The organism is Stenotrophomonas sp. 21LCFQ19, assembly GCF_056861425.1.
Map to the genome: position 1 here is coordinate 12,360 of NZ_JBSPUF010000014.1, position 19,338 is coordinate 31,697.

Sequence of the window (19,338 nt, forward strand, 5' to 3'; positions counted from 1 at the left end):
TGGCAGCTGCGGGCCGCGCCGAATCGGCCTACCATTGCCACCCCCAGAAGTCCCCATGTGACGCCCATGAGCAAGCAGAACCAGTGGATCGTCGGCGTCAATGCCGTTGCTTCGTCGATCGAGAAAGACCCCGAAAACGTCCGCGAGGTCCTGATCGAGGCCGGCGCCAAGAACCCGCGCCTGGTTGAAATCGAGGAAGAGGCCCTGCGCAAGGGCATCGACGTGCGCAAGGTCAACGCCCAGGCGCTGGGCGGCGTGGCCGGTCAGGTCCGCCACCAGGGCGTGGTCGCGCGCTATGCCGCGCCCAAGCTGTGGGACGAGAACGAGCTGAAGGGCCTGATCGAAGCGGCCGAAGGCAAGGCGCTGGTGCTGGTGCTGGACGAGGTGCAGGACCCACACAATCTCGGCGCCTGCCTGCGCAGTGCCGCCGCCGCTGGCGTCACTGCGGTGGTGATCCCCAAGGACAAGAGCGCCCCGGTCAATGCGACCGTGCGCAAGGTCAGCGCCGGTGCCGCGGACAGCATTCCGGTGGTATCGGTGACCAATCTGGTCCGCTGCATCAAGGACATGCAGAAGCTGGGCGTATGGGTGTATGGGCTGGCCGGTGAATCCGAAACCACCATCCACAAGCTCGACCTGCGTGGCAACGTGGCGTTGGTGATGGGCGGCGAAGCCGATGGCATGCGCCGCCTGACCCGCGAAACCTGCGACCAGCTGGTGCGCATCCCGATGCCGGGCGACGTCGAGAGCCTCAATGTATCCGTGGCGACGGGTGTGGCATTGTTCGAGGCAGTCCGCCAACGCCTGTAAGGAACACCATGCCCCGCACGCCGCCTCGTCTCTTCCTCCGATTGACCGTGGCGCTGGCGGGGCTTTGCGTCCTGGGCGCCGCCGCGCAGGACGCACCTCGCCAACGCGCGCGTGAGCTGGGTGTCGCGCCCGGCATCTTCAGCCCAGGCAGCAACAACGCGATCACCGACGTAGCCGGCGTGCGCGTTGGCCAGGTGACGCTGAGTACCGGCAACACGGTACGCACCGGCGTTACCGCGATCCTGCCGCATCCCGGCAATGCCTACCGCTCGCGGGTGCCGGCGGCGCTGCATGTTGGCAACGGCTTCGGCAAATTTGTCGGCAGCACCCAGGTCAACGAACTGGGCGAACTGGAAACCCCGATCCTGCTGACCTGCACGCTATGCGTGTGGAAGGCGGCTGATGCGATGGCCGAGTGGATGCTGGCGCAGCCGGACATGCAGCAGGTGCGCTCGTTGAACGTCGTTGTTGGCGAAACCAATGATGGTGGCCTCAATGACATCCGCGCACGGCCGGTTACCGCGGACGCGGTGCGCCGGGCATTGGAGAGCGCGAAGAGCGGGCCGGTGCAGGAAGGCAGTGTCGGTGCCGGCACCGGCACGGTGGCATTCGGCTGGAAGGGCGGTATTGGTACCTCGTCGCGCAAGCTGCCCGAGAGCCTGGGCGGCTGGACCGTGGGCGTGCTGGTGCAGGCCAATTTCGGCGGTGTCCTGCAGGTGGAAGGTGCACCGGTCGGGCGCGAGCTGGACCGTTATGCATTCCAGAATGCAGTGGCCGCGCAGGGCAATGTGCGCGGGCTGGCCGATGATCGCGGCGATGGTTCGGTGATCATCGTGGTGGCAACCGATGCACCCTTGTCGGACCGCAACCTGCGGCGTCTGGCCTCGCGCGGAATGATGGGTTTGGGGCGCACCGGCAGCTCCGCCTCCAACGGCAGCGGCGATTATGTGCTGGCATTTTCAACGGCCGAATCGGTACGGCGTGGATTTGACGCGGCGCAGTTGCAGACCACCGAGTTGGCCAACGAACAGATGAGCGCGGTGTTCCAGGCCAGCGTCGATGCGGTGGAAGAGTCGGTCTACAACGCCTTGTTCATGGCGACCACGGTGAGTGGCAATGGGCAGACGGTGGAGGCGATTCCGCTGGATAAGGTGCGGGAGGTTCTGCAGCGGCATGGGGTGGGGCAGCAGGAGCGGTAGTTCGCGCGGGGTGTTGCAGATCGCAGCAATGTCGGACGCAAGCCCTTCTCCCGCCTGCGGGGTTAAGAACAGGCGTTCACGAGCCAAAGGCTCGTGACTGTTCGTACGCCCTGCGTGCTACGCAGGGCCGGGGCGCGGTGCGAGGTGCCCGAAGGGCGGATGAGGGGAGCTTTTGACGTTGCTTTGCCAGGAGCTTTCCCTCACCCCAACCCCTCTCCCGCATGCGGGAGAGGGGCTTAAGCAGGTTTACTGGCTCGTCATTGCCCCACCACCCAACGCCTTGTACAGCGTCACATCGTTCACCAGCTGGCTGCGCTTGGTCTGCGCCAGCGACAGCTCGGCGTTACGGCGGGTCTGCTCCGCTTCAAGCCAGGTACGCAGATCCGTAGCACCCGCGCGATAACGCACCTCGTACAAGCGCGCGATCTCCACCGCCTCGTCATACGAGGCCTGCGCCGCAGCGACCTGCTCCGCGAGGCGGGTGCGTGCCGACAAGGCGTTGTCCACTTCCGACAGCGCGGTATACAGCGTGCGCCGGAAATCATTGGCGGCGATCTGGTAGGAAAGATCGGCCGATTTGATGTCCAGCTGCATCTGCCGGAATTTCAGGAATGGCAGGCTCAAGCCAGCGCCCAGCGTCGCCACCGGATTGGTCAGTACATCCTCCAACGAGCTGCTGGAGCTGCCAACCGAACCGCTCAGGCTCAGGCTGGGGTAGTAGCTGGTGGCGGTCACCTTGATGCTCTTCAGCGACTGTCGCAGGCGCAACTCGGCAGCACGCAGGTCGGGCCGGCGTGCAAGCAACTCGGCCGGCATGCCTTCGACCAGGGCCGGGCTCTGCGCGACATCAAGGTTCTGCGGCTCGTTCGCCAGCGGCCAGGGCTGGCCATCGAGCAGCACGGTCAAGGCATTGCGGGTTTCCACCCGTTGCTGTTCCAGCTGCGACTGTGCGGCCTTCTGACTCTCGATGTTCTGTTGCGCTTGGCGAACTTCCAGCCGCGATACGCCGCCCGCATCGAACTGTGCCTGCACCAGGGAAGCTGTGCGCTGCAGGCGCTCAAGATTGGCCTGACCGGTGGCGATCGCCTGGTTGAGATAGCCCAACTGCCAGTACAGCTCGGTGCTCTGGCCAACAAGCGTGAGCGCGGTGCTCTGCAGGTCCTGCGCGGTGGCCTGCGCTTCCCACTGGGCGATATCGCGCTGGCCGCGCAGCTTGCCCCACAGGTCCAGCTCCCAGCCCAGCGACACGCTGGCGCTGTGGTTGCGCGACCAGTCGTCGCTGCTGTCGGTACTGCGGCTGCTGTTGGCGCTGACCGAGCCGCTGGCCTGTGGCCACAGGTCGGCGGAGGCCAGTCCTGCCTGGGCGCGGGCACGTTCCAGCTTCAAACCGGCCGAGGCCATGTCGGTGTTGCTGGCCAGTACGCGTTCGATCAGCTGGTCCAGGTTCGGATCGGCGAAGCCCTGCCACCAGGCATCTGCATGCACATCGGTAACCGGTGCGGTCACTTCATGCGCGATGGCCTGCACCGGCGCATTGGCAGCGGCATCGCCGCGTCCATAGACGTTGGGCACGCGCAGGTCGGCAGCAGGGTCGGCGCTGGGCGTGGTGGCGCAGCCGGCCAAGGCAGCGGTCAGGGCGGCGGAGAGCAGCAGGGGACGGAGTGCTTTCATGGTCATCTTCATTCGCGGGCCAAGGCCTCGACCGGGTCGAGCTGGGCGGCGTTGCGGGCCGGCAGGAAACCGAACGCCACGCCGATCAGGGTCGAGCAGGCGAAGGCGGCAATGATCGAGCCGGTGGAGAACAGCAGGGTGAAGCTCGCGCCAAAGGTCTGGAAGGCCCAGCCGATCGACAGCGCCAGCGCGATGCCCAGCACGCCGCCGAGCAGGCAGACCAATACCGCCTCGATCAGGAACTGCTGGCGGATGTCGCTTTGCCGCGCACCCACGGCCATGCGCACGCCGATCTCGCGGGTACGTTCGGTCACCGACACCAGCATGATGTTCATCACCCCGATGCCGCCGACCACCAGTGCAATTGCGGCGATCGCACCGATCAACAAGGTCATGGTCTTGGTGGTGGACTCGATGGTCTCGCGGATCTCGGCGGTATTGCTGAGGAAGAAGTCCTCGGTGCCGTGGCGCAGGGTCAACAGTTTGGTGATCGCCGATTGCGCGGCATCCATCGGCGTGTCGTCCTTGACCCGCAGGGTGATGCTGCTCAGGTAGGTCTGCCCCAGCATGCGCGCCATCACCGTGGTGTAGGGCACCCAGACGCTGAGATTGGTGCTGCCACCAAAGCCCATCGACTGGCGCTTGGCCACGCCGATCACCCGAGCCGGCACATTGCCCAGCAGCACCACCTTGCCCAGCGGATCATCACTGCCGAACAGCTGGGTACGTGTGTTCTCGTCGATCACCACGACCTGTGCCAGGCCCTTTACCTCGCTTTCGTCGAAGTAGCGACCGCTGACCAGGGTCATGCCCTTGACCCGGAAGTACTGGTCGCCAATACCGGCAACCTGTGCCGAGGCAGCCTTGTTGCCGACCCGCGCGGTCACCGAACTGGACACGCTGGGGGTGACGCTGTCGATGTAACTCTGCGTGGCCAATGCTTCGGCATCGCTGCTTTTCAACGTCTGCACGCGGGCCGAGCGCATGTCGCCGAAGCCACGGCCCGGGTAGACGTCGATGGTATTGGTGCCCAGCGAGGAAATGTTCTGCAGGATCTGCTGCTGCGAGCCATTGCCCATCGCCACCACCGACACCACCGAGGCGATGCCGATGATGATGCCGAGCATGGTCAGGAAGGTACGCAGGCGGTGCGCGTTCATTGCCAGCAAGGCCATGCGGAAAGCTTCGACGAAGCGATCACGGGCGGCCTGGAAGGCGCTGCCACCGGCGCGCACGGGCTCGGTGCGCTGCTGCGTCTGCAGTGCCGGCACCTTGTCGTTGCGGCGGTCGGCGATGATCTCGCCATCGCGGATCTCGATGATGCGCTGGGCGTGCTCGGCTACGTGCATGTCGTGGGTGACGATGATGATGGTCTGGCCTTCGGCATGCAGCTCGCCGAGGATGTTCATCACTTCCTCGCCCGATGCGCTGTCCAGCGCGCCGGTGGGTTCGTCGGCGAGGATCACCTCGCCACCGTTCATCAGCGCACGCGCGATGGACACGCGCTGCTGCTGGCCGCCGGACAGCTGGCCGGGCTTGTGGCCCATGCGGTCGCTCAGGCCAAGGCGGGTGAGCAGGGCTTCAGCCCGTTCGCGCCGTGCCTCGTGCGGGGTGCCGGCGTAGATTGCCGGCACTTCCACGTTGCCGCGTGCGTCCAGATCGCCCAGCAGGTGATAGCGCTGGAAGATGAAACCAAAATGTTCACGGCGCAGCTCGGCCAGTTCGTCCGGTTGCATGCGCCCGGTTTCGCGGCCGGCCACTTTATACGAGCCCACGGTGGGGCGGTCCAGGCAGCCGAGGATGTTCATCAGCGTCGACTTGCCCGAACCGGACTGGCCGACGATGGCGACCATCTCGCCGGCATGGATGTCGAGGTTGACGTCCTTGAGCACGGCGATGGTGTCCTCGCCGGCCGGGAACTCGCGACGCAGGTCGCGCAGTTGCAGCAGTGGCTGGCTCATCGGCGCGGGCCACCCATCATCGGGCCCATCGGGCCGCGCTGGTTGCTGCTGCTGGATTTCTCGCCGGCAGTGACTTCGCCGACCACGACCAGCTCGCCTTCCTTCAGGCCTTCCAGTACTTCGACGTTGGAGCCGTTGTTGAGGCCGACCTTGATCGTGCGCGGCTCGGGCTGCCCGTCCTTGTTGACCACGCGGACCACGTAGCTGTTGCTCTTGGCCAGTGCGGCGGCATCCGGCTGGCGGCGCTGCTGGCGCTGGCCTTCCTGCTTGCCGCGGGCGGCGCGCTGCTCGCCATTGGCGGCAGTCGCGCCGGGGCCACGGCCGCCTTCCGGCACCTTGGGGCCGAGCGCGACGGTGGGAATCAACAGCGCGTCCTTGGCCTGGGCCAGCATCACCGAGACCTGCGCGGTCATGTCGATGCGCAGCGTGCCGTCCGGGTTCTCGACGTCGAACAGCGCGTTGTAGTACACGGCGGTGCTGGAGCTGGACGAGGAAGAACTGCTGGAGCTGGTGCTGTCGGTGCTGATCGAGGCCGGCGCCGGGTTCACCGTGCGCAGCTTGGCTTCGTACTTGTGGTCCGGATTGCCGAGGATGGTGAAGTACACCGGCATGCCGGGCTTGACCTTGACCACGTCGGCTTCGGAAATCTCGGCATTCACGGTGACCAGGTCCAGCCGCGCCAGCTTGACGATGGTCGGTGCGGACTGGTTGGCGTTGACGGTACGGCCTTCTTCGGCAACCACCGCGACCACGGTGCCGTCGATGGGCGCGGTGATACGGGTATAGCCGAGGTTGGCCTGGGCGGTGCCCAGTTCGGTTTCGCGCTGGCGGATCTGTGCGTCGAGCGCACGGATCTGCGCGCGGGTGCTGGCCAGGTTGGCTTCGGCCGACTCGTAGTCGGCGCGCGAGGTGGCTTCGGCGGCCAGCATCTCCTTCTGGCGGGCGAAGGCCAGCTCGGATTCCTTCAGCGAGGCGGTCTGCACCGCACGCTGGGCGCGGATGTTCTCCAGCGCCGCCTCAGCATTCTTCAGGCTGTTCTCCTGGGTTACCGAGTCGATCTCGGCGATCAGGTCGCCCTGCTTGACCACATCACCCAGCTGCACCTTCAGCACCTTGATCTGGCCCGAAGCCTGCGCACCGACGCTGACCAGCTTGTAGGCATCGATGACGCCGGTGGCGTCGACCGTCTGTTCCAGATCGCCACGGCTGACCGGCGAGGTGGCCATCGAAGGAGTAGCGGGCTTGCGCGTGGCCCAGAACACGCCGCCGGCGATCAGGGCGACGATGGCAGCGGCAAGCAGGATGCGGTTGCGGCGGGAGGAGGGCAGCAGCTTCACGGTGATCAGGCACTCAGGCTGGGCCGCAGCGTGCGGCGTTGATGCCAGTGTGGTCAGCACCCTGTTCAGCCTCAAGGCACAGTGTGTGTCGGCATGTATCAGGTTCAGCCAGCAATGTATCGGCGTGTATCAAGTGCGGGCGTTGATACCTGTGGATACACTGCGGCCGCGCACGACGATCCGCTAGCATGGATCATTGCCCCATGACGGACATACAGACCTTGCACCGCTTGTTGGTGGTAGACGACGACAGTGACATCCGCAGCCTGCTGGCCGAGCAACTGGGCCGGGCCGGCTATGCCGTGAGCACGGCGGCCGATGGCAACCAGATGCGCCAGGTACTGGCGCGCGAGCACATCGACCTGATCGTGCTTGACCTGAACCTGCCGCGCGAAGACGGCTTGGCGTTGTGCCGCGAATTGCGGGTGCGTTCGACCACGCCGGTGATCATGCTCACCGCACGCAGCGAACCGATCGATCGCGTGCTGGGGCTGGAAATGGGCGCCGATGATTACCTGGCCAAGCCCTTCGAGCCGCGCGAGCTGCTGGCACGCATCCGCAACGTGCTGCGCCGGACCGAGGCCTTGCCGACCAACATGGAACCGCTGGCGATGCGCCGGGCGCTGTTCTCCGGCTGGGTATTCGATCTGGAACACCGGCATCTGGTTGATCCGGCCAAGCGCGTGGTGATGTTGTCGGGGGCCGAGTTCCGCCTGCTGCGGGTGCTGGTGGCGCATGCCAACAAGGTGTTGTCGCGTGAGCAGTTGGTGTCGCTGAGCAGCGGTCGCAACTACGAATCGCAGGACCGTGCCATCGACCTGCAGATCAGCCGCCTGCGGCAGAAGCTGGCTGATGCTGGTGGTGCCGACGGCCTGATCAAGACGGTGCGCAACGAGGGCTATGTGTTCGCCAGCGCGGTGACGCTGGAATGAAGCGGCTGCGCCTGTTCCTGTCGTCGATGGCCGGGCGGCTGTTCGTCATCCTGCTGGTCGGCATGATGGTGGCGGCGATTGGCGCGACATTGCTGGCCGAGAGCCGGCGCCAGCAGGAATTCGAGCGGCAGAACCTTGCGCGTATCGCCGACCGTCTGCAGGGCTTCGTCAATCTGCTGGACGGCAACCCGGAGCTGCGCAGCCGCCTGCTGGCGGTGGGCGGACCCAATGTGCGTGAGGTGAAAGGCGACTTCCGCGTCGGCGATGTGGACGAGGCCCTGATGGCGGTGCTGGCGGCACGCGGTGGTGCAGTCGCCAATGCGCAGGTGCGCGCGACCAGTTTCCGCTCCTGCATGCCGCCGCTGCCGGAATTCCTGCCACCACCGGGGCGCGGACAGCGATCACAGCACCCACGTGAGCGCGACCCGGCATTCACCCCACCGCGCTGTCGCCTGGTGGAACTGAAGCTCACTGACGGCACGCCGCTGCGGCTGGCGCTGGAATACCCGGCGGTGGCGAGGCGCAGCGGCGCGGCATTTGACCCGTGGTTCCTGTCGTTGCTGGCATTGGCGATTGGCCTGCTGGCCTATGTGGTTGCGCGCATCGCCAGTTCGCCATTGCAGCGATTGGCGAACCACGCCACCGAGCTTGGCCATGACCTGCAGCGCGAACCGCTGCCGGTCAGCGGACCCTTGGAAGTGCAGCGTGCTGCCGAAGCCTTCAATGCCATGCAGAAGCGTCTGCAGCGCCATCTGAGCGAACGCACGCAGATGCTGGCGGCGATCACCCACGACCTGCAGACGCCATCGACGCGGCTGCGCCTGCGGCTGGAAAACGTGCAGGACGAACAATTGCGTGAGCGCCTGATCGGCGATCTTGCCGCGATGCAGGCCTTGATTCGCGAGGGATTGGATCTTGCTCGCAGTGCCGAGAGTGCCGAGCAACGTGCGGCGCTCGATCTGGACTCGCTGCTGGAAAGCGTGGTCGAGGACGTCGCCGAGTCTGGTCATGATGCGGTGCTGGAGCAGGGGAGCGGGGCGGTGCTGATGCTGCGGCCGTTGGCGATGCGGCGTTTGTTCTCCAATCTGGTCGACAACGCGGTGAAGTATGGCCGCGCCGCGCATGTCAGTGCACGCCGCGATGGCGATGCAGTCGAGGTGCGGGTGCGTGACCATGGGCCGGGGCTGGCCGAGGACGAACTCGAAGCCGTGTTCACCCCGTTCCTGCGCCTGGAAACCTCGCGCTCACGCGAGACCGGCGGCGCTGGCCTGGGCCTGACCATCGCCCGTGCACTGGCAGAGAAGGACGGTGCAAGCTTGATCCTGCGCAATCACCCCGAAGGCGGTCTGGAAGCCATCGTTCGGTGGGAAGCGCCGCAGTGGCCGGCCAGCGCCTAGCGGCGCTGGGCTGTTGTAGGAGCGGCGTCAGCCGCGAAGCAACAGATACATCCGGCGTGAGCGAAGGCAAACCATCATTGGTATGTCGAGCGCAGGAAACTATTGCTTGAGTCTGGCGGATAGCCAGCTTCGCGGCTGACGCCGCTCCCACAACAGCGGGGGCGCTAGGCTTTCACACCACCAATCACACTCTGGCGGAAATCCCTGCTGCCAGCGCTCGCTCATCCCTGCAACAAGGCCTCTGTTTGCTAGTATCGCCACACCAGTTTGGGGCATGAACGATGGCAGCAGAGAAGAATCCGGTAACCCGGTCGGGGATGGGGATGCGCGCGACGTCGGGCAGGGCGAGGGTCTTTGCAAAACGATGTCTGGCAGCGCTGAGCGTGTTGGCAGGCGTTGCTGCGGCACCTGCCTGGGCGCAGGGCGGAGTCGAAGGTTTCCCGCCGTCGCTGGCGGTATTGCCGCTGCCCGGCCTGCTCGCCGGCCTGTGTCTGCTGTTGCTCGTGCTGGTGTTGTGGCTGGCGCTTCAGCTCAGGCAGCAACGTGGCCAGGCCCAGCAGCTCGCCGCGCAGGAGCATGCTCGATCCGAACAGCTGCAGCAGCAGAACGGCAGGCTGGAAGTCGCCCTGCTGGAGAAGGCGCAGCTGGAACAGCGGCTGCGCGAGCAGGCCGAAGCGTTCGAGCGCTTGGCCAATGAGGATGATCTCAGTGGCCTGCCCAACCGCCGTGCCTTCGATGACGTGCTGGCGCGTGACATGGCGGCAGCGCGTCGTACCGGGCGTTCCTTGAGCCTGGTGGTACTGAGCATCGATCACCTCAAGCAGATCAATGCCGAGTGGTCGCGTGCGGTGGGTGACCTGGTGCTGTGCGAGGTAGGCGATCTGATGCGACGCAGCCTGCGTGCATCCGACATGCCGGCACGGTTGGGCAACAAGGAATTTGCCGTGCTATTGGCCGATACCGCGTTGCCCGAGGCCGAGATCGCCTGCCAGCGCCTGCAGCGTCTGTTTGGTCAGTACGCGGAGTGGGGCGGCCATGAGGCCGGTGATATCAAGGTCAGTTTCAGTGCTGGCGTTGTGCAGCTCGGCGAAGACGACCAGGCGCCGGTGCTGTTCTATCAGCGTGCCAAGAACGCATTGGCGCAGGCAAAGAAGGAAGGCCGCGCAAGGACCTGCGCGGCCTGATGATCGTGCAGCTCAGCGGCCGGGCGCGGTTGGCCAGGCGTTGACGATCTTGCAGAACAGGCGCGCGGTCTGTTCGGTGTCGTATACCGCGCTGTGCGCTTCACTGGCATCCCACTCGAAGCCAGCCGCCTGTACCGAGCGGGCCAGCACGGTTTGACCGTAAGCCACGCCGGCAAGCGTCACCGTGTCGAACACGCTGAACGGATGGAACGGGTTGCGCTTGTGGCCGCTGCGGGCGACGGTGGCGTTGACGAAATTCAGGTCGAAATGCGCGTTGTGGCCGACCAGGATCGCGCGCTGGCAGTTGTACTTCTTCATCGCCGCACGCACCGGTGCGAACACATGCTCCAAGGCATCGCGCTCGGGCTTGGCGAGGCGGAACGGGTGGTCGAGCACGATGCCGGTGACTTCCAGCGATTTGGGATCGATTTCGGTGCCTTCGGCCGGGATCACATGCGCACTGGCGGTCTGGCCGGGGTAGAGCAGGCCGTTCTCGTCCATCTCCACCGGCACGGTGGCGATCTCAAGCAGGGCGTGGCGATTGCAGTCAAAGCCGCCCGTTTCCACATCCACCACCACCGGCAGGAAGCCACGGAAGCGTTGCGCCATCGGCGTGAAAGCAGGGCGGGGGACCGAGGGTTCAGCAAGTTCGTTCATCGCAATAGGGTAGCAGAGCGGGTCAAGTGGCCGCGTCAGCGGCAGGCTGCAAGCGCTATCAGGAGGCCGTAGTGCCGAGCCATGCTCGGCAAGGGCTTTACCGCGTAGTGCCGAGCCATGCTCGGCAAGGGCTTTACCGGTAGAGCCTCAGCCGAGCATGGCTCGGCTCTACAGGGGCATTCCCGGCAATGCCTGAGAGCCAACCCTCCCCTACGCCTTCGGCGCAAGGGAGGGGGCCAAGCTGCCCAGCAGACAGCCCTTATCCCGCAGTTGCTGCAGCATTGCCGTGCCATTGCTGACGAAAGCAGCATCCGCCGGTGTACCTGCCTCGGCCGCCAACGCCCGCAGCTGCTCAAGCCCGCTGAGCTCGGGAAACTGCTCCAGCCTCTCCAACAACCGGTACAGCATCGGCGAAAGTTCGGAGAACACGATGTTTCCATGAGCCTCGCGCCGGGCCAGCAACAAAGTTGGCTGTAACGGTGGCTCACTGGGCTGATATTCCAGACCAATCCGATGCACCGGCCACTGGTAGGCCAAGGCACGGCAGCTGGGCGAACAGACCGGGCTGGCAGCCAGCAGGTCACCACCAGGATCATGCGCAGGCAGCGGCTCGTCGCTGATTTTCAGCGCCAGTTCGATCCATTCGTAATGCGCCAGTTCCAGCAACCAGGGCGCTTGCGGATCGACCGGCTGACTGTCCAGAAAGGCAATGAATTCCTGGCCGATCTCCGGGAACAACGGCGTGCGCGCGCGATGCTCGCGACAAAAAACGCGCACCAGTTGCTGCCAGCGCGATTCACCCAAGGTGCGTGTGATTACCGGAAAATTCGCGGCCAGCAGACTCTGGATATTGTTGAAGTACAGCTCGCGATACACCTGCATGCGCGTGTAATCGATACTCGCCGGAGCAGGCTGTTGCAACGGATCACGCAGGTGTGCGGCAAAGCGCATCTGCATCTCACGCAGTGACTCAGCCATGGGCGGCCTGCTGCAACTGGCGGATACGTGTCAGTTCTTCAAGCAGTTCAGGCAGTGGCGGGAAGTTGAAGTCGCGTTCCAGCAGGGTGGGGCGCACGCCATGCATGGTGTAGGCATCGGCCAGCAGTGCCCAGACATCGTCCTTGACCGGCATGCCATGGGTGTCGATCTTCAGGTCTTCGGCTTCGTCGTGATGGCCGGCAACGTGGTAACTGGCAATGCGTTGCGAGGGCAGGCGTGCAAGAAAGGTGCGGGCGTCATAGCCATGGTTGATGGCGTTGACGTAGACATTGTTGACGTCCAGCAGCAGATCGCAATCGGCCTCGTCCAGCACGGCGTTGATGAAGTCCGCCTCGTCCATGTCCGCCGCAGGTACAGCGTAGTAGGAGGCATTTTCCACGGCGATGCGACGGCCCAGGATGTCCTGTGTCTGGCGGATGCGCGCGGCCACATGGCGCACGGCTTCATCGGTGAACGGCAGCGGCAGCAGCTCGTAGAGATGGCCGTCATCCGTGCACCAGCTCAGGTGTTCGCTGTAGAGGGCGACCTGGTGCTGGTCGAGGAAGCGCCGCGTCCGTGCAAGGAATTCCAGGTCCAACGGGGCGGGGCCGCCCAGCGACAGCGACAGGCCATGACAACTCAGCGGATGTTGCTGCGACAGTGCGGACAGCGCTTCGCCCAGGCTGCCGCCAACCCCGATCCAGTTATCCGGGGCGCATTCGAGAAAATCGAATGCGCCGGCCGGTGCAGCCTGCAAGGCGTCGAGCAGCGAGCGCCGCAGGCCCAGGCCAGCGCTGGCCTGGGCGGGCATGCGCTGGTGGGGTGGTGTGCAGGGCTTAGTGCTTACCGCCACACTTGCCCTCACCACATTTGCCTTCGGCCTTGGCTTTGTCGGCACCTGCGGCTGCTTCGCCATCAACCTTGGCGGCATCGGTCCTGGGCTTGTCCTTGTCGGCACCGCACTTGCCTTCGCCACATTTGCCTTCGCCGCACTTGCTCTCGGCCTTCTGCTTGGCGGCAGCATCGGTGCTTTGCGCGGTAGCGGTAGCCGCTTGTGCTTCGGTGGTTGGTGGGGTCTGGGTGCTGGCACCGAGGGCATAGCCCTGGGCCAGGTCGGTCATGGCAAAAGCAGGGGCCGCCATGCCGCCGAGCAGGGCGGCGCCCAGGGCGAGCGTGGTGGACTTGCGGATGTCGATGGCCATTGATGGTGTCTCCGGTGGTGGTTGGGCCGGGGGGAGGCTGGAGCTTAGCAAGCGGTCCGGCGCAATGGCGTGACCTTGCCACCGTTGGAATGGCAACGGGCCCACTTGGGGCCCGTGTTGGTTCAGCTGGCGATGGTGATCAGCGATGGCCGCTGACGATATCGATGATGAGCCCGGTGGCGACTGCCATCAACACATAGCGGTCATCGACCTTGCGCCATTCGTTGCCACGCCCGGGCCGACGCAGGCCATGCTTGCTGTAATCGGCAATACGGTTGCCGCGCTGGTTCTGCGGCAGGCGCTCGCCTTTGCGTGGGACATGGTGCGCGCTGTTGCTGGATGCGTGGCGGGCGCTGTTGTGCGCGGCCGGTGCAGGTGTGCTGGTGCGATGGCCTTGGGCGTGCTGGTCAGCACTGTGGGCCGACTTGTCGCGACGAATGTCGTCGCGGTCACGATCCTGCGCTGGGCCGGCAAGGGCGGCACCGGAGGCGAACAGGGACAGACCCAGGAGGGTGGCAGCGATACGCTTCATGGCAATTCCTCAGTGCGCGGCGGGAGTGCTGCGGACGAGTCCATGCTCGGAAAAAATGCGTGAATGACTGATTAAAAACACCGGCTGCACGGTGTCGCTTTGTACCAGTCTGTATCAGCCCGCCACGACGAGGTGCAGCGGGCTGATGCGGACAGGATGGCAGCGCGGCCGCTGCGCATGCAGGCAGCGGCCGGACAACCGTCGATCAGGCGTGATCGACGGTGCTGGTTTCGTCGCGCTTCTCGCGCGGCGGCAGCGGCGCATCACCGTGTACCAGGAACCATACGTTCTCGGCGATGTTGGTGGCGTGGTCGCCGATACGCTCCAGGTTCTTGGCCATGAACAGCAGGTGCGTGCACGGGGTGATGTTGCGCGGGTCTTCCATCATGTAGGTCAGCAACTCGCGGAACAGCGCGGTGTACTGGGCGTCCAGACGCGCGTCGTCGGCGCGCAGGCTCAGCGCCGCCTCGGCATCGTTGTCGCGATAGGCTTCCATCGCGCGGCGGACCTGCTGCGCGGCGAGCCGGCCGAGTGCGCGCACGCCCTGGATCTGCGGCAGTGGCGGCACCGCGGCCAGCGCGATGGAGCGCTTGGCGACGTTGGCGGCATAGTCGCCGATGCGTTCGATGTCGGCGGGGATACGCAGGCCGGCGAGGATCTCGCGCAGGTCGCGGGCCATCGGCCCACGCAGCGCCAGGCGCATCACGTCGTGGCTGATCTGCTGCTCGAGCTGGTCGATGGCCTCGTCGTTGGCGACGATGCGCTGCGCGGCCTTCTCGTCGCGGCGTTCGATCACGTCCAGCGCGGCTTCGAGCTGGGCAACGGACATTTCGCCCATGCGCACGATCTCGGTTACCAGTCGCTGCTGTTCTTCGTCATAGCTCTTGACGATGTGGTCGTTGGGAAGATTCATGGAATGCTCGCTGGAGACGGTTCGGGTGGGACTGCATTCGTTCGGTAGCTGCGTTGCCATCCATGGCGTACATCTGGCTTCGGAGTGCGGCCCGGCCATCCTTGGCCAGGCGTCCAGCGGGCGGCGGACCCTTGCATGGTCTGCCTGCGCCAGCCTCAGCCGAAGCGACCGGTGATGTAGTCCTCGGTCTGCTGCTTGGAGGGGTTGGAGAAGATGGTTTCGGTGCGGTCGTGCTCGATCAGGTCGCCCAGGTACATGAAGGCGGTGTAGTCGGACACGCGCGCGGCCTGCTGCATGTTGTGGGTGACGATGGCGATGGTGTAATCGTTCTTCAGCTCTTCGACCAGCTGCTCGATGCGGCTGGTGGAGATCGGGTCCAGCGCCGAGGTCGGCTCATCGAGCAGCAGCACGTCCGGGCGCAGGGCCACGGCGCGGGCGATGCACAGACGCTGCTGCTGGCCACCGGACAGGCCCAACGCGCTCTGGTTGAGCTTGTCCTTCACTTCGTCCCACAGCGCGCCCTGGCGCAGTGCCTGCTCGACGCGCACGGCCATGTCGGCCTTGGACAGCTTCTCGTGGTGGCGGATGCCGTAGGCGACGTTCTCGAAAATGGTCATCGGGAACGGCACCGGCTTCTGGAACACCATGCCCACCTTGGAACGCAGGCGGTTCATCGGGTACTTGGGCGAGAGGATGTTCTCACCGTCCAGCAACACTTCGCCGCGCGCTTCCAGCTTGGGATACAGCGCGTAGATGCGATTGAAGATGCGCAGCAGGGTGGACTTGCCGCAACCGGAGGGGCCGATCAGCGCGGTGACACGCTTTTCCGGAATCTCCAGGTTGATGCTCTTCAGCGCATGGAACTTGTCGTAGTAGAAGTCCAGGCCGCGTGCAGCCAGCTTGACCGGCGCCGGGGTATGCAGCGACTGGTTGGCGGCGGGCACGTTGATGCGCTGCATCGGTACGGCGTTGCTGAGGTCGTTCATGGGAAGGTCCATGGCAATCAATCGTTTAAGTTCAATCGTTCGAGATGCGGTTACGCAGCAGCAGGCCGCGCGCGGAGAGGCTGACCAGCAGGACGAACACGGTCAGCACCAGGGCGCCTGCCCAAGCCAACACCTGCCAGGATTCATACGGGCTGCCGGCAAACTGGTTCATCACCACCGGCACCGAGGCCATTGGCTGCATGACGTTGCTGTTCCAGTACTGGTTGCCGAAGGCGGTGAACAGCAGCGGCGCGGTTTCGCCGGAGATGCGGGCCAGCGCCAGCAGGATGCCGGTGACGATGCCGGCCATGGCGCTGCGGTACAGCACCTGCATGATCACCTTCCATTGCGGCACACCGAGAGCCAACGCGGCTTCGCGCATCTGCACCGGTACCAGGCGCAGCATTTCGTCGGTGGTGCGGATCACCACCGGCAGCACGATGAAGGCCAGCGACAGCGCGCCTGCAAATGCCGAGAACTGGCCGCCGGTCTGCATCACGTACAGCGTGTAGACGAACAGGCCGAGCACGATCGACGGTGCCGACAGCAGGATGTCATTGACGAAGCGGACCACGGTGCCGGCCTTGCGGGCGTTGCCGTACTCGGCCAGCCAGGTGCCCGCGGCGACGCCCAGCGGCGTGCCGATGCCGATCGCCATCGCACACATCACCGCGCTGCCGAAGAAGGCATTGAGCAGGCCGCCTTCCTGCATCGGCGGCGGCGTCATCTTGGTGAAAAGATTCAGGTTGATGCCCGGCAGGCCCTTGGACAGCAGCGTCCACAGGATCCAGCCGAGGAAGAACAGACCGAACAAGGCGGTCGCACAACCCATGAACAGGGCCACGACATTGACGACGCGACGGCGCAGGTACAGCGAATCAGCGGAAGCGGACATCAGTTGCCCTCCTTGCGGGACAGGCGCATCAGCATCAGGCGGGCCAGTGCCAGCACCACGAAGGTGACGATGAACAACACGAAGCCGAGCAGCAGCAGCGCCGAACGGTAGGTCTCGGTGGCTTCGCCGAAGTCGTTGGCGATCAGTGCGGCGATGGTGGTGCCAGGCTCCAGCAGCGAGGGGGTCAGACGCACGCTGTTGCCGATCACGAAAGCGACCGCCATCGTTTCGCCGAGCGCACGGCCGAGGCCAAGGAACACGCCGCCGATGACAGCAGAGCGGGTGTAAGGCAGCACGATGTCCCAGCTCACTTCCCACTTGGTGGAACCCAGCGCGTAGGCCGATTCCTTCAGGCGGGTGGGAACGGTGAGGAAGACTTCACGCATCACCGAGGAGATGAAGGGGATGACCATGATCGCCAGCACGAAGCCGGCGGTGAGCATGCCGATGCCCAACGGCGGACCGCGGAACAAGGCGCCGATCACCGGCAGTGGACCTATGTGATCGTTGAGGAACGGAGTGACGTATTCGGTCATCACCGGCACCAGCACGAACAGGCCCCACATGCCGTAGATGATCGACGGAATGCCTGCCAGCAGCTCGATGGCGGTGCCAACCGGGCCACGCAGCCAGCGCGGCGCGACTTCGGTCAGGAAGAAGGCGATGCCGAAGCTCACCGGCACGGCGATCAACATCGCGATCAGGGCGGTGACGATGGTGCCGTAGATCGGTGCCAGCGCGCCGAACTTGTTCTCGACTGGATTCCACTCGGAGGAGTAGAAGAAGCTAAGGCCTTGCTCCTGCAGCGCGTGGCGGCCGCCCCAGAGCATGGACAGTGCGGCGCTGGCGAGGGCGACCAGGACGAAGATGACGGTGGCGACCAGGAACCAGCGGAACAGACGCTCGTTGCGGGCGTCACGCAGGTCGCGCGATGTGGGCGAGGAAGCTAGGGACGGTGCAATGGCATTCATGGCAGCGGCAGGGGCCCAGGTGGATGCGGTGAAATATCAATCCCTCGTTGGAGGGGTTAGCCGTCGCTTCTGCTTTTGTTCGTCATTCCCGCGAAGGCGGGGATCGCTTTTCAGCGGTCATTCCCGCGTAGGCGGGAATCGCTCTTGCTGTTGATGGTGCGTGTGGCTTCAACAGCGAGGGCGGAGCAAGAGCAGCAACAACAGCAACAGCAACAGCAACAACATAAGCAGAATCACGAGCGATCCCCGCCTGCGCGGGGATGACGCAATGACAAAGGCGGGCGCACCTGCGGTGCGCCCGCGTCATTGCGTCACTTGAACTCAGCAGCCCAATAGGCTTCGATCTGGGTAACCAGCTCCGCCGGCAGCGGCACGTAGTGCAGCTCGTTGGCCTGGGCCTGACCATTCTCGAAGGCCCACTTGAAGAACGCGCGGGTATCGGCGCTACGCTTGGCATCCTTCGGCTGCTTGTGCATCAGCATGAAGTTGGTGGCAGTGATCGGCCATGCATTGGCGCCCGGTGCGTTGGTGATCACCAGGTTGAAGTCCTTGGCGTTGGCCCAGTCGGCGCTGGCAGCAGCGGCGGCAAAGGTCTCGGCGGTCGGCTGCACCCAGCTGCCAGCGGCGTTCTGCATCGAGGCATACGGCATGTTGTTCTGCAGGGCGTAGGCCAGCTCGACGTAACCGACCGAACCCTTGATCTGCTGCACGTAGGAGGCAACGCCTTCGTTGCCCTTGCCACCGACGCCGTCCGGCCACTGCACCGAGGTGCCTTCGCCAACCTTTTCCTTCCACTCGCCGCTGACCTTGGACAGGTAGTTGGAGAAGTTGAAGGTGGTGCCCGAACCGTCGGAGCGGTGCACCAGGGTGATCTTGGTGTCGGGCAGGGTCACGCCCGGGTTGGCATCGGCGATGGCCTTGTCGTTCCAGGTCTTGATCTTGCCCAGGAAGATGTCAGCCAGCAGGGTGCCGCTCAGGCGCAGCTGGCCCGGCTGCAGGCCTTCCAGGTTGACCACCGGTACCACGCCGCCGATTGCCGACGGAAACTGGCCCAGGCCTGCCTGCGCGAGTTCTTCGGTGGAAAGCGGCTTGTCCGAAGAGCCGAAGTCGACGGTGCCGGCCTTGATCTGGGCGATACCGCCACCCGAGCCGATCGACTGGTAGTTGATCTTGGCGCCGGTCGCGGCGTTGTAGTCGGCCGACCACTTGGACACCAGCGGGAAGATGAACGATGCGCCGGCACCGGAGATCTCAACGGCAACCTTGTCACCTGCGGCCGCTGCGGAGGCACCCGCGGCGTCTGGGCCGGAAGCGGCCTGGTTACCCTTGTCACCACAGGCCGACAGGCCCAGGGCGATGGCCAGCGAAAGGGCGGCAAGACCGGTCGTGTGCAGCTTCATGCGTCACTCCATAGCGGGGTAAATGCCGGCATCGCCGGCGGATGCGGCTATGAAATGATGTTTTTGTTACAACCTGATTACATCGTGAAAAAAATCTGAAAAAGCTCACAGAATCAATGGGTGGATGGTGCCCTGAAAGGCAGAAATGTCACCCGGAGGTGGGGCTATCCGGCGATGCCCCGTAGTGCCGAGCCATGCTCGGCAGGGGCTTTACCGGTAGAGCCTCAGCCGAGCATGGCTCGGCTCTACAGGTGCTGCGCCGGTCATGCCTCCGTGTAGTGCCGAGCCACGCTAGGCAGGGGCTTCACCGATA

At 64.9% G+C, this 19,338-nt stretch carries 18 protein-coding genes; 5 read left to right on the forward strand and 13 right to left on the reverse strand.

Translation table 11 applies throughout. The annotated features are described in order from the left end of the window. The first annotated feature begins 66 nt into the window (after positions 1-66). Positions 67-810 (forward strand): 23S rRNA (guanosine(2251)-2'-O)-methyltransferase RlmB, encoded by a 744-nt coding sequence (gene rlmB / locus AC13FW_RS15330; protein WP_282273113.1) that lies wholly within the window; start codon positions 67-69, stop codon positions 808-810. A gap of 8 nt (positions 811-818) precedes the next feature. Continuing rightward, positions 819-2,009, forward strand: coding sequence for a DmpA family aminopeptidase (locus AC13FW_RS15335; RefSeq protein ID WP_482989655.1), 1,191 nt, complete (start codon positions 819-821; stop codon positions 2,007-2,009). A gap of 246 nt (positions 2,010-2,255) precedes the next feature. Here AC13FW_RS15335 and AC13FW_RS15340 read toward each other — a convergent pair whose 3' ends face one another. The 3 genes from AC13FW_RS15340 to AC13FW_RS15350 are packed head-to-tail and all read right to left on the reverse strand — an operon-like array spanning position 2,256 to position 6,984. Then, the gene (locus AC13FW_RS15340; protein WP_482989656.1) at positions 2,256-3,680 is read right to left on the reverse strand and encodes an efflux transporter outer membrane subunit; all 1,425 of its coding nucleotides are present in this window, start codon (positions 3,678-3,680) and stop codon (positions 2,256-2,258) included. Between the two features lie 8 nt (positions 3,681-3,688). Next, positions 3,689-5,641 (reverse strand): MacB family efflux pump subunit, encoded by a 1,953-nt coding sequence (locus AC13FW_RS15345; protein ID WP_482987570.1) that lies wholly within the window; start codon positions 5,639-5,641, stop codon positions 3,689-3,691. Then, positions 5,638-6,984, reverse strand: a complete 1,347-nt coding sequence (locus AC13FW_RS15350; RefSeq protein ID WP_296252535.1) for an efflux RND transporter periplasmic adaptor subunit — start codon at positions 6,982-6,984, stop codon at positions 5,638-5,640. Before AC13FW_RS15350 ends, AC13FW_RS15345 begins: the two co-directional genes overlap by 4 nt. A gap of 197 nt (positions 6,985-7,181) precedes the next feature. Between AC13FW_RS15350 and AC13FW_RS15355 the strand changes: the two genes are divergently transcribed. The 3 genes from AC13FW_RS15355 to AC13FW_RS15365 all read left to right on the forward strand — a co-directional run bounded on the left by AC13FW_RS15355 (position 7,182) and on the right by AC13FW_RS15365 (position 10,491). After that, positions 7,182-7,910, forward strand: coding sequence for a response regulator (locus AC13FW_RS15355; RefSeq protein WP_282272210.1), 729 nt, complete (start codon positions 7,182-7,184; stop codon positions 7,908-7,910). Beyond that, positions 7,907-9,307, forward strand: coding sequence for an ATP-binding protein (locus tag AC13FW_RS15360; protein ID WP_482989657.1), 1,401 nt, complete (start codon positions 7,907-7,909; stop codon positions 9,305-9,307). The genes AC13FW_RS15355 and AC13FW_RS15360 overlap by 4 nt, the downstream gene beginning before the upstream one ends. A gap of 383 nt (positions 9,308-9,690) precedes the next feature. Beyond that, positions 9,691-10,491 (forward strand): GGDEF domain-containing protein, encoded by an 801-nt coding sequence (locus AC13FW_RS15365; RefSeq protein ID WP_482989658.1) that lies wholly within the window; start codon positions 9,691-9,693, stop codon positions 10,489-10,491. 12 nt (positions 10,492-10,503) lie between these two features. Here the strand turns inward: AC13FW_RS15365 and rnt are convergent, their stop codons facing one another. The 10 genes from rnt to pstS all read right to left on the reverse strand — a co-directional run bounded on the left by rnt (position 10,504) and on the right by pstS (position 19,025). After that, complete coding sequence (gene rnt / locus AC13FW_RS15370) at positions 10,504-11,148, reverse strand: ribonuclease T (protein WP_482989659.1); 645 nt, start codon at positions 11,146-11,148, stop codon at positions 10,504-10,506. Positions 11,149-11,358: 210 nt separating this feature from the next. Beyond that, on the reverse strand, positions 11,359-12,126 hold the full coding sequence (locus tag AC13FW_RS15375; RefSeq protein ID WP_482989660.1) for an HvfC family RiPP maturation protein: 768 nt from the start codon (positions 12,124-12,126) through the stop codon (positions 11,359-11,361). Beyond that, positions 12,119-12,937 carry an HvfB family MNIO-type RiPP peptide maturase gene (locus tag AC13FW_RS15380; protein WP_482989661.1) on the reverse strand — a complete coding sequence of 273 codons (819 nt, stop codon included), beginning with the start codon at positions 12,935-12,937 and terminating at the stop codon, positions 12,119-12,121. The genes AC13FW_RS15375 and AC13FW_RS15380 overlap by 8 nt, the downstream gene beginning before the upstream one ends. A gap of 25 nt (positions 12,938-12,962) precedes the next feature. Next, positions 12,963-13,328 carry an HvfA family oxazolone/thioamide-modified RiPP metallophore gene (locus tag AC13FW_RS15385; RefSeq protein WP_482989662.1) on the reverse strand — a complete coding sequence of 122 codons (366 nt, stop codon included), beginning with the start codon at positions 13,326-13,328 and terminating at the stop codon, positions 12,963-12,965. Positions 13,329-13,467: 139 nt separating this feature from the next. After that, on the reverse strand, positions 13,468-13,860 hold the full coding sequence (locus tag AC13FW_RS15390; protein ID WP_482989663.1) for an RcnB family protein: 393 nt from the start codon (positions 13,858-13,860) through the stop codon (positions 13,468-13,470). A gap of 205 nt (positions 13,861-14,065) precedes the next feature. Next, entirely contained in the window at positions 14,066-14,773 is a 708-nt protein-coding gene (gene phoU / locus AC13FW_RS15395; protein ID WP_282272928.1) for a phosphate signaling complex protein PhoU, read from the reverse strand. 155 nt (positions 14,774-14,928) lie between these two features. Then, positions 14,929-15,759 (reverse strand): phosphate ABC transporter ATP-binding protein PstB, encoded by an 831-nt coding sequence (gene pstB / locus AC13FW_RS15400; protein ID WP_282272926.1) that lies wholly within the window; start codon positions 15,757-15,759, stop codon positions 14,929-14,931. Positions 15,760-15,790: 31 nt separating this feature from the next. Then, positions 15,791-16,654, reverse strand: a complete 864-nt coding sequence (pstA, locus tag AC13FW_RS15405) for a phosphate ABC transporter permease PstA (RefSeq protein WP_282272924.1) — start codon at positions 16,652-16,654, stop codon at positions 15,791-15,793. Then, positions 16,654-17,625 carry a phosphate ABC transporter permease subunit PstC gene (gene pstC, locus AC13FW_RS15410; RefSeq protein ID WP_282272922.1) on the reverse strand — a complete coding sequence of 324 codons (972 nt, stop codon included), beginning with the start codon at positions 17,623-17,625 and terminating at the stop codon, positions 16,654-16,656. Before pstC ends, pstA begins: the two co-directional genes overlap by 1 nt. A 311-nt stretch (positions 17,626-17,936) precedes the next feature. Then, on the reverse strand, positions 17,937-19,025 hold the full coding sequence (gene pstS, locus AC13FW_RS15415) for a phosphate ABC transporter substrate-binding protein PstS (protein WP_481554790.1): 1,089 nt from the start codon (positions 19,023-19,025) through the stop codon (positions 17,937-17,939). Between the last annotated feature and the right edge of the window lie 313 nt (positions 19,026-19,338).

Excerpts from the sequence above, each read along its gene's own strand:
- rlmB (WP_282273113.1), top strand. The coding sequence starts at position 67 with ATGAGCAAGCAGAACCAGTGGATCGTCGGCGTCAATGCCGTTGCTTCG.
- AC13FW_RS15335 (WP_482989655.1), top strand. The coding sequence starts at position 819 with ATGCCCCGCACGCCGCCTCGTCTCTTCCTCCGATTGACCGTGGCGCTG.
- AC13FW_RS15340 (WP_482989656.1), bottom strand. The coding sequence starts at position 3,680 with ATGAAAGCACTCCGTCCCCTGCTGCTCTCCGCCGCCCTGACCGCTGCC.
- AC13FW_RS15345 (WP_482987570.1), bottom strand. The coding sequence starts at position 5,641 with ATGAGCCAGCCACTGCTGCAACTGCGCGACCTGCGTCGCGAGTTCCCG.
- AC13FW_RS15355 (WP_282272210.1), top strand. The coding sequence starts at position 7,182 with ATGACGGACATACAGACCTTGCACCGCTTGTTGGTGGTAGACGACGAC.
- AC13FW_RS15360 (WP_482989657.1), top strand. The coding sequence starts at position 7,907 with ATGAAGCGGCTGCGCCTGTTCCTGTCGTCGATGGCCGGGCGGCTGTTC.
- rnt (WP_482989659.1), bottom strand. The coding sequence starts at position 11,148 with ATGAACGAACTTGCTGAACCCTCGGTCCCCCGCCCTGCTTTCACGCCG.
- AC13FW_RS15375 (WP_482989660.1), bottom strand. The coding sequence starts at position 12,126 with ATGGCTGAGTCACTGCGTGAGATGCAGATGCGCTTTGCCGCACACCTG.
- AC13FW_RS15380 (WP_482989661.1), bottom strand. The coding sequence starts at position 12,937 with ATGCCCGCCCAGGCCAGCGCTGGCCTGGGCCTGCGGCGCTCGCTGCTC.
- AC13FW_RS15385 (WP_482989662.1), bottom strand. The coding sequence starts at position 13,328 with ATGGCCATCGACATCCGCAAGTCCACCACGCTCGCCCTGGGCGCCGCC.
- AC13FW_RS15390 (WP_482989663.1), bottom strand. The coding sequence starts at position 13,860 with ATGAAGCGTATCGCTGCCACCCTCCTGGGTCTGTCCCTGTTCGCCTCC.
- phoU (WP_282272928.1), bottom strand. The coding sequence starts at position 14,773 with ATGAATCTTCCCAACGACCACATCGTCAAGAGCTATGACGAAGAACAG.
- pstB (WP_282272926.1), bottom strand. The coding sequence starts at position 15,759 with ATGAACGACCTCAGCAACGCCGTACCGATGCAGCGCATCAACGTGCCC.
- pstA (WP_282272924.1), bottom strand. The coding sequence starts at position 16,654 with ATGTCCGCTTCCGCTGATTCGCTGTACCTGCGCCGTCGCGTCGTCAAT.
- pstC (WP_282272922.1), bottom strand. The coding sequence starts at position 17,625 with ATGAATGCCATTGCACCGTCCCTAGCTTCCTCGCCCACATCGCGCGAC.
- pstS (WP_481554790.1), bottom strand. The coding sequence starts at position 19,025 with ATGAAGCTGCACACGACCGGTCTTGCCGCCCTTTCGCTGGCCATCGCC.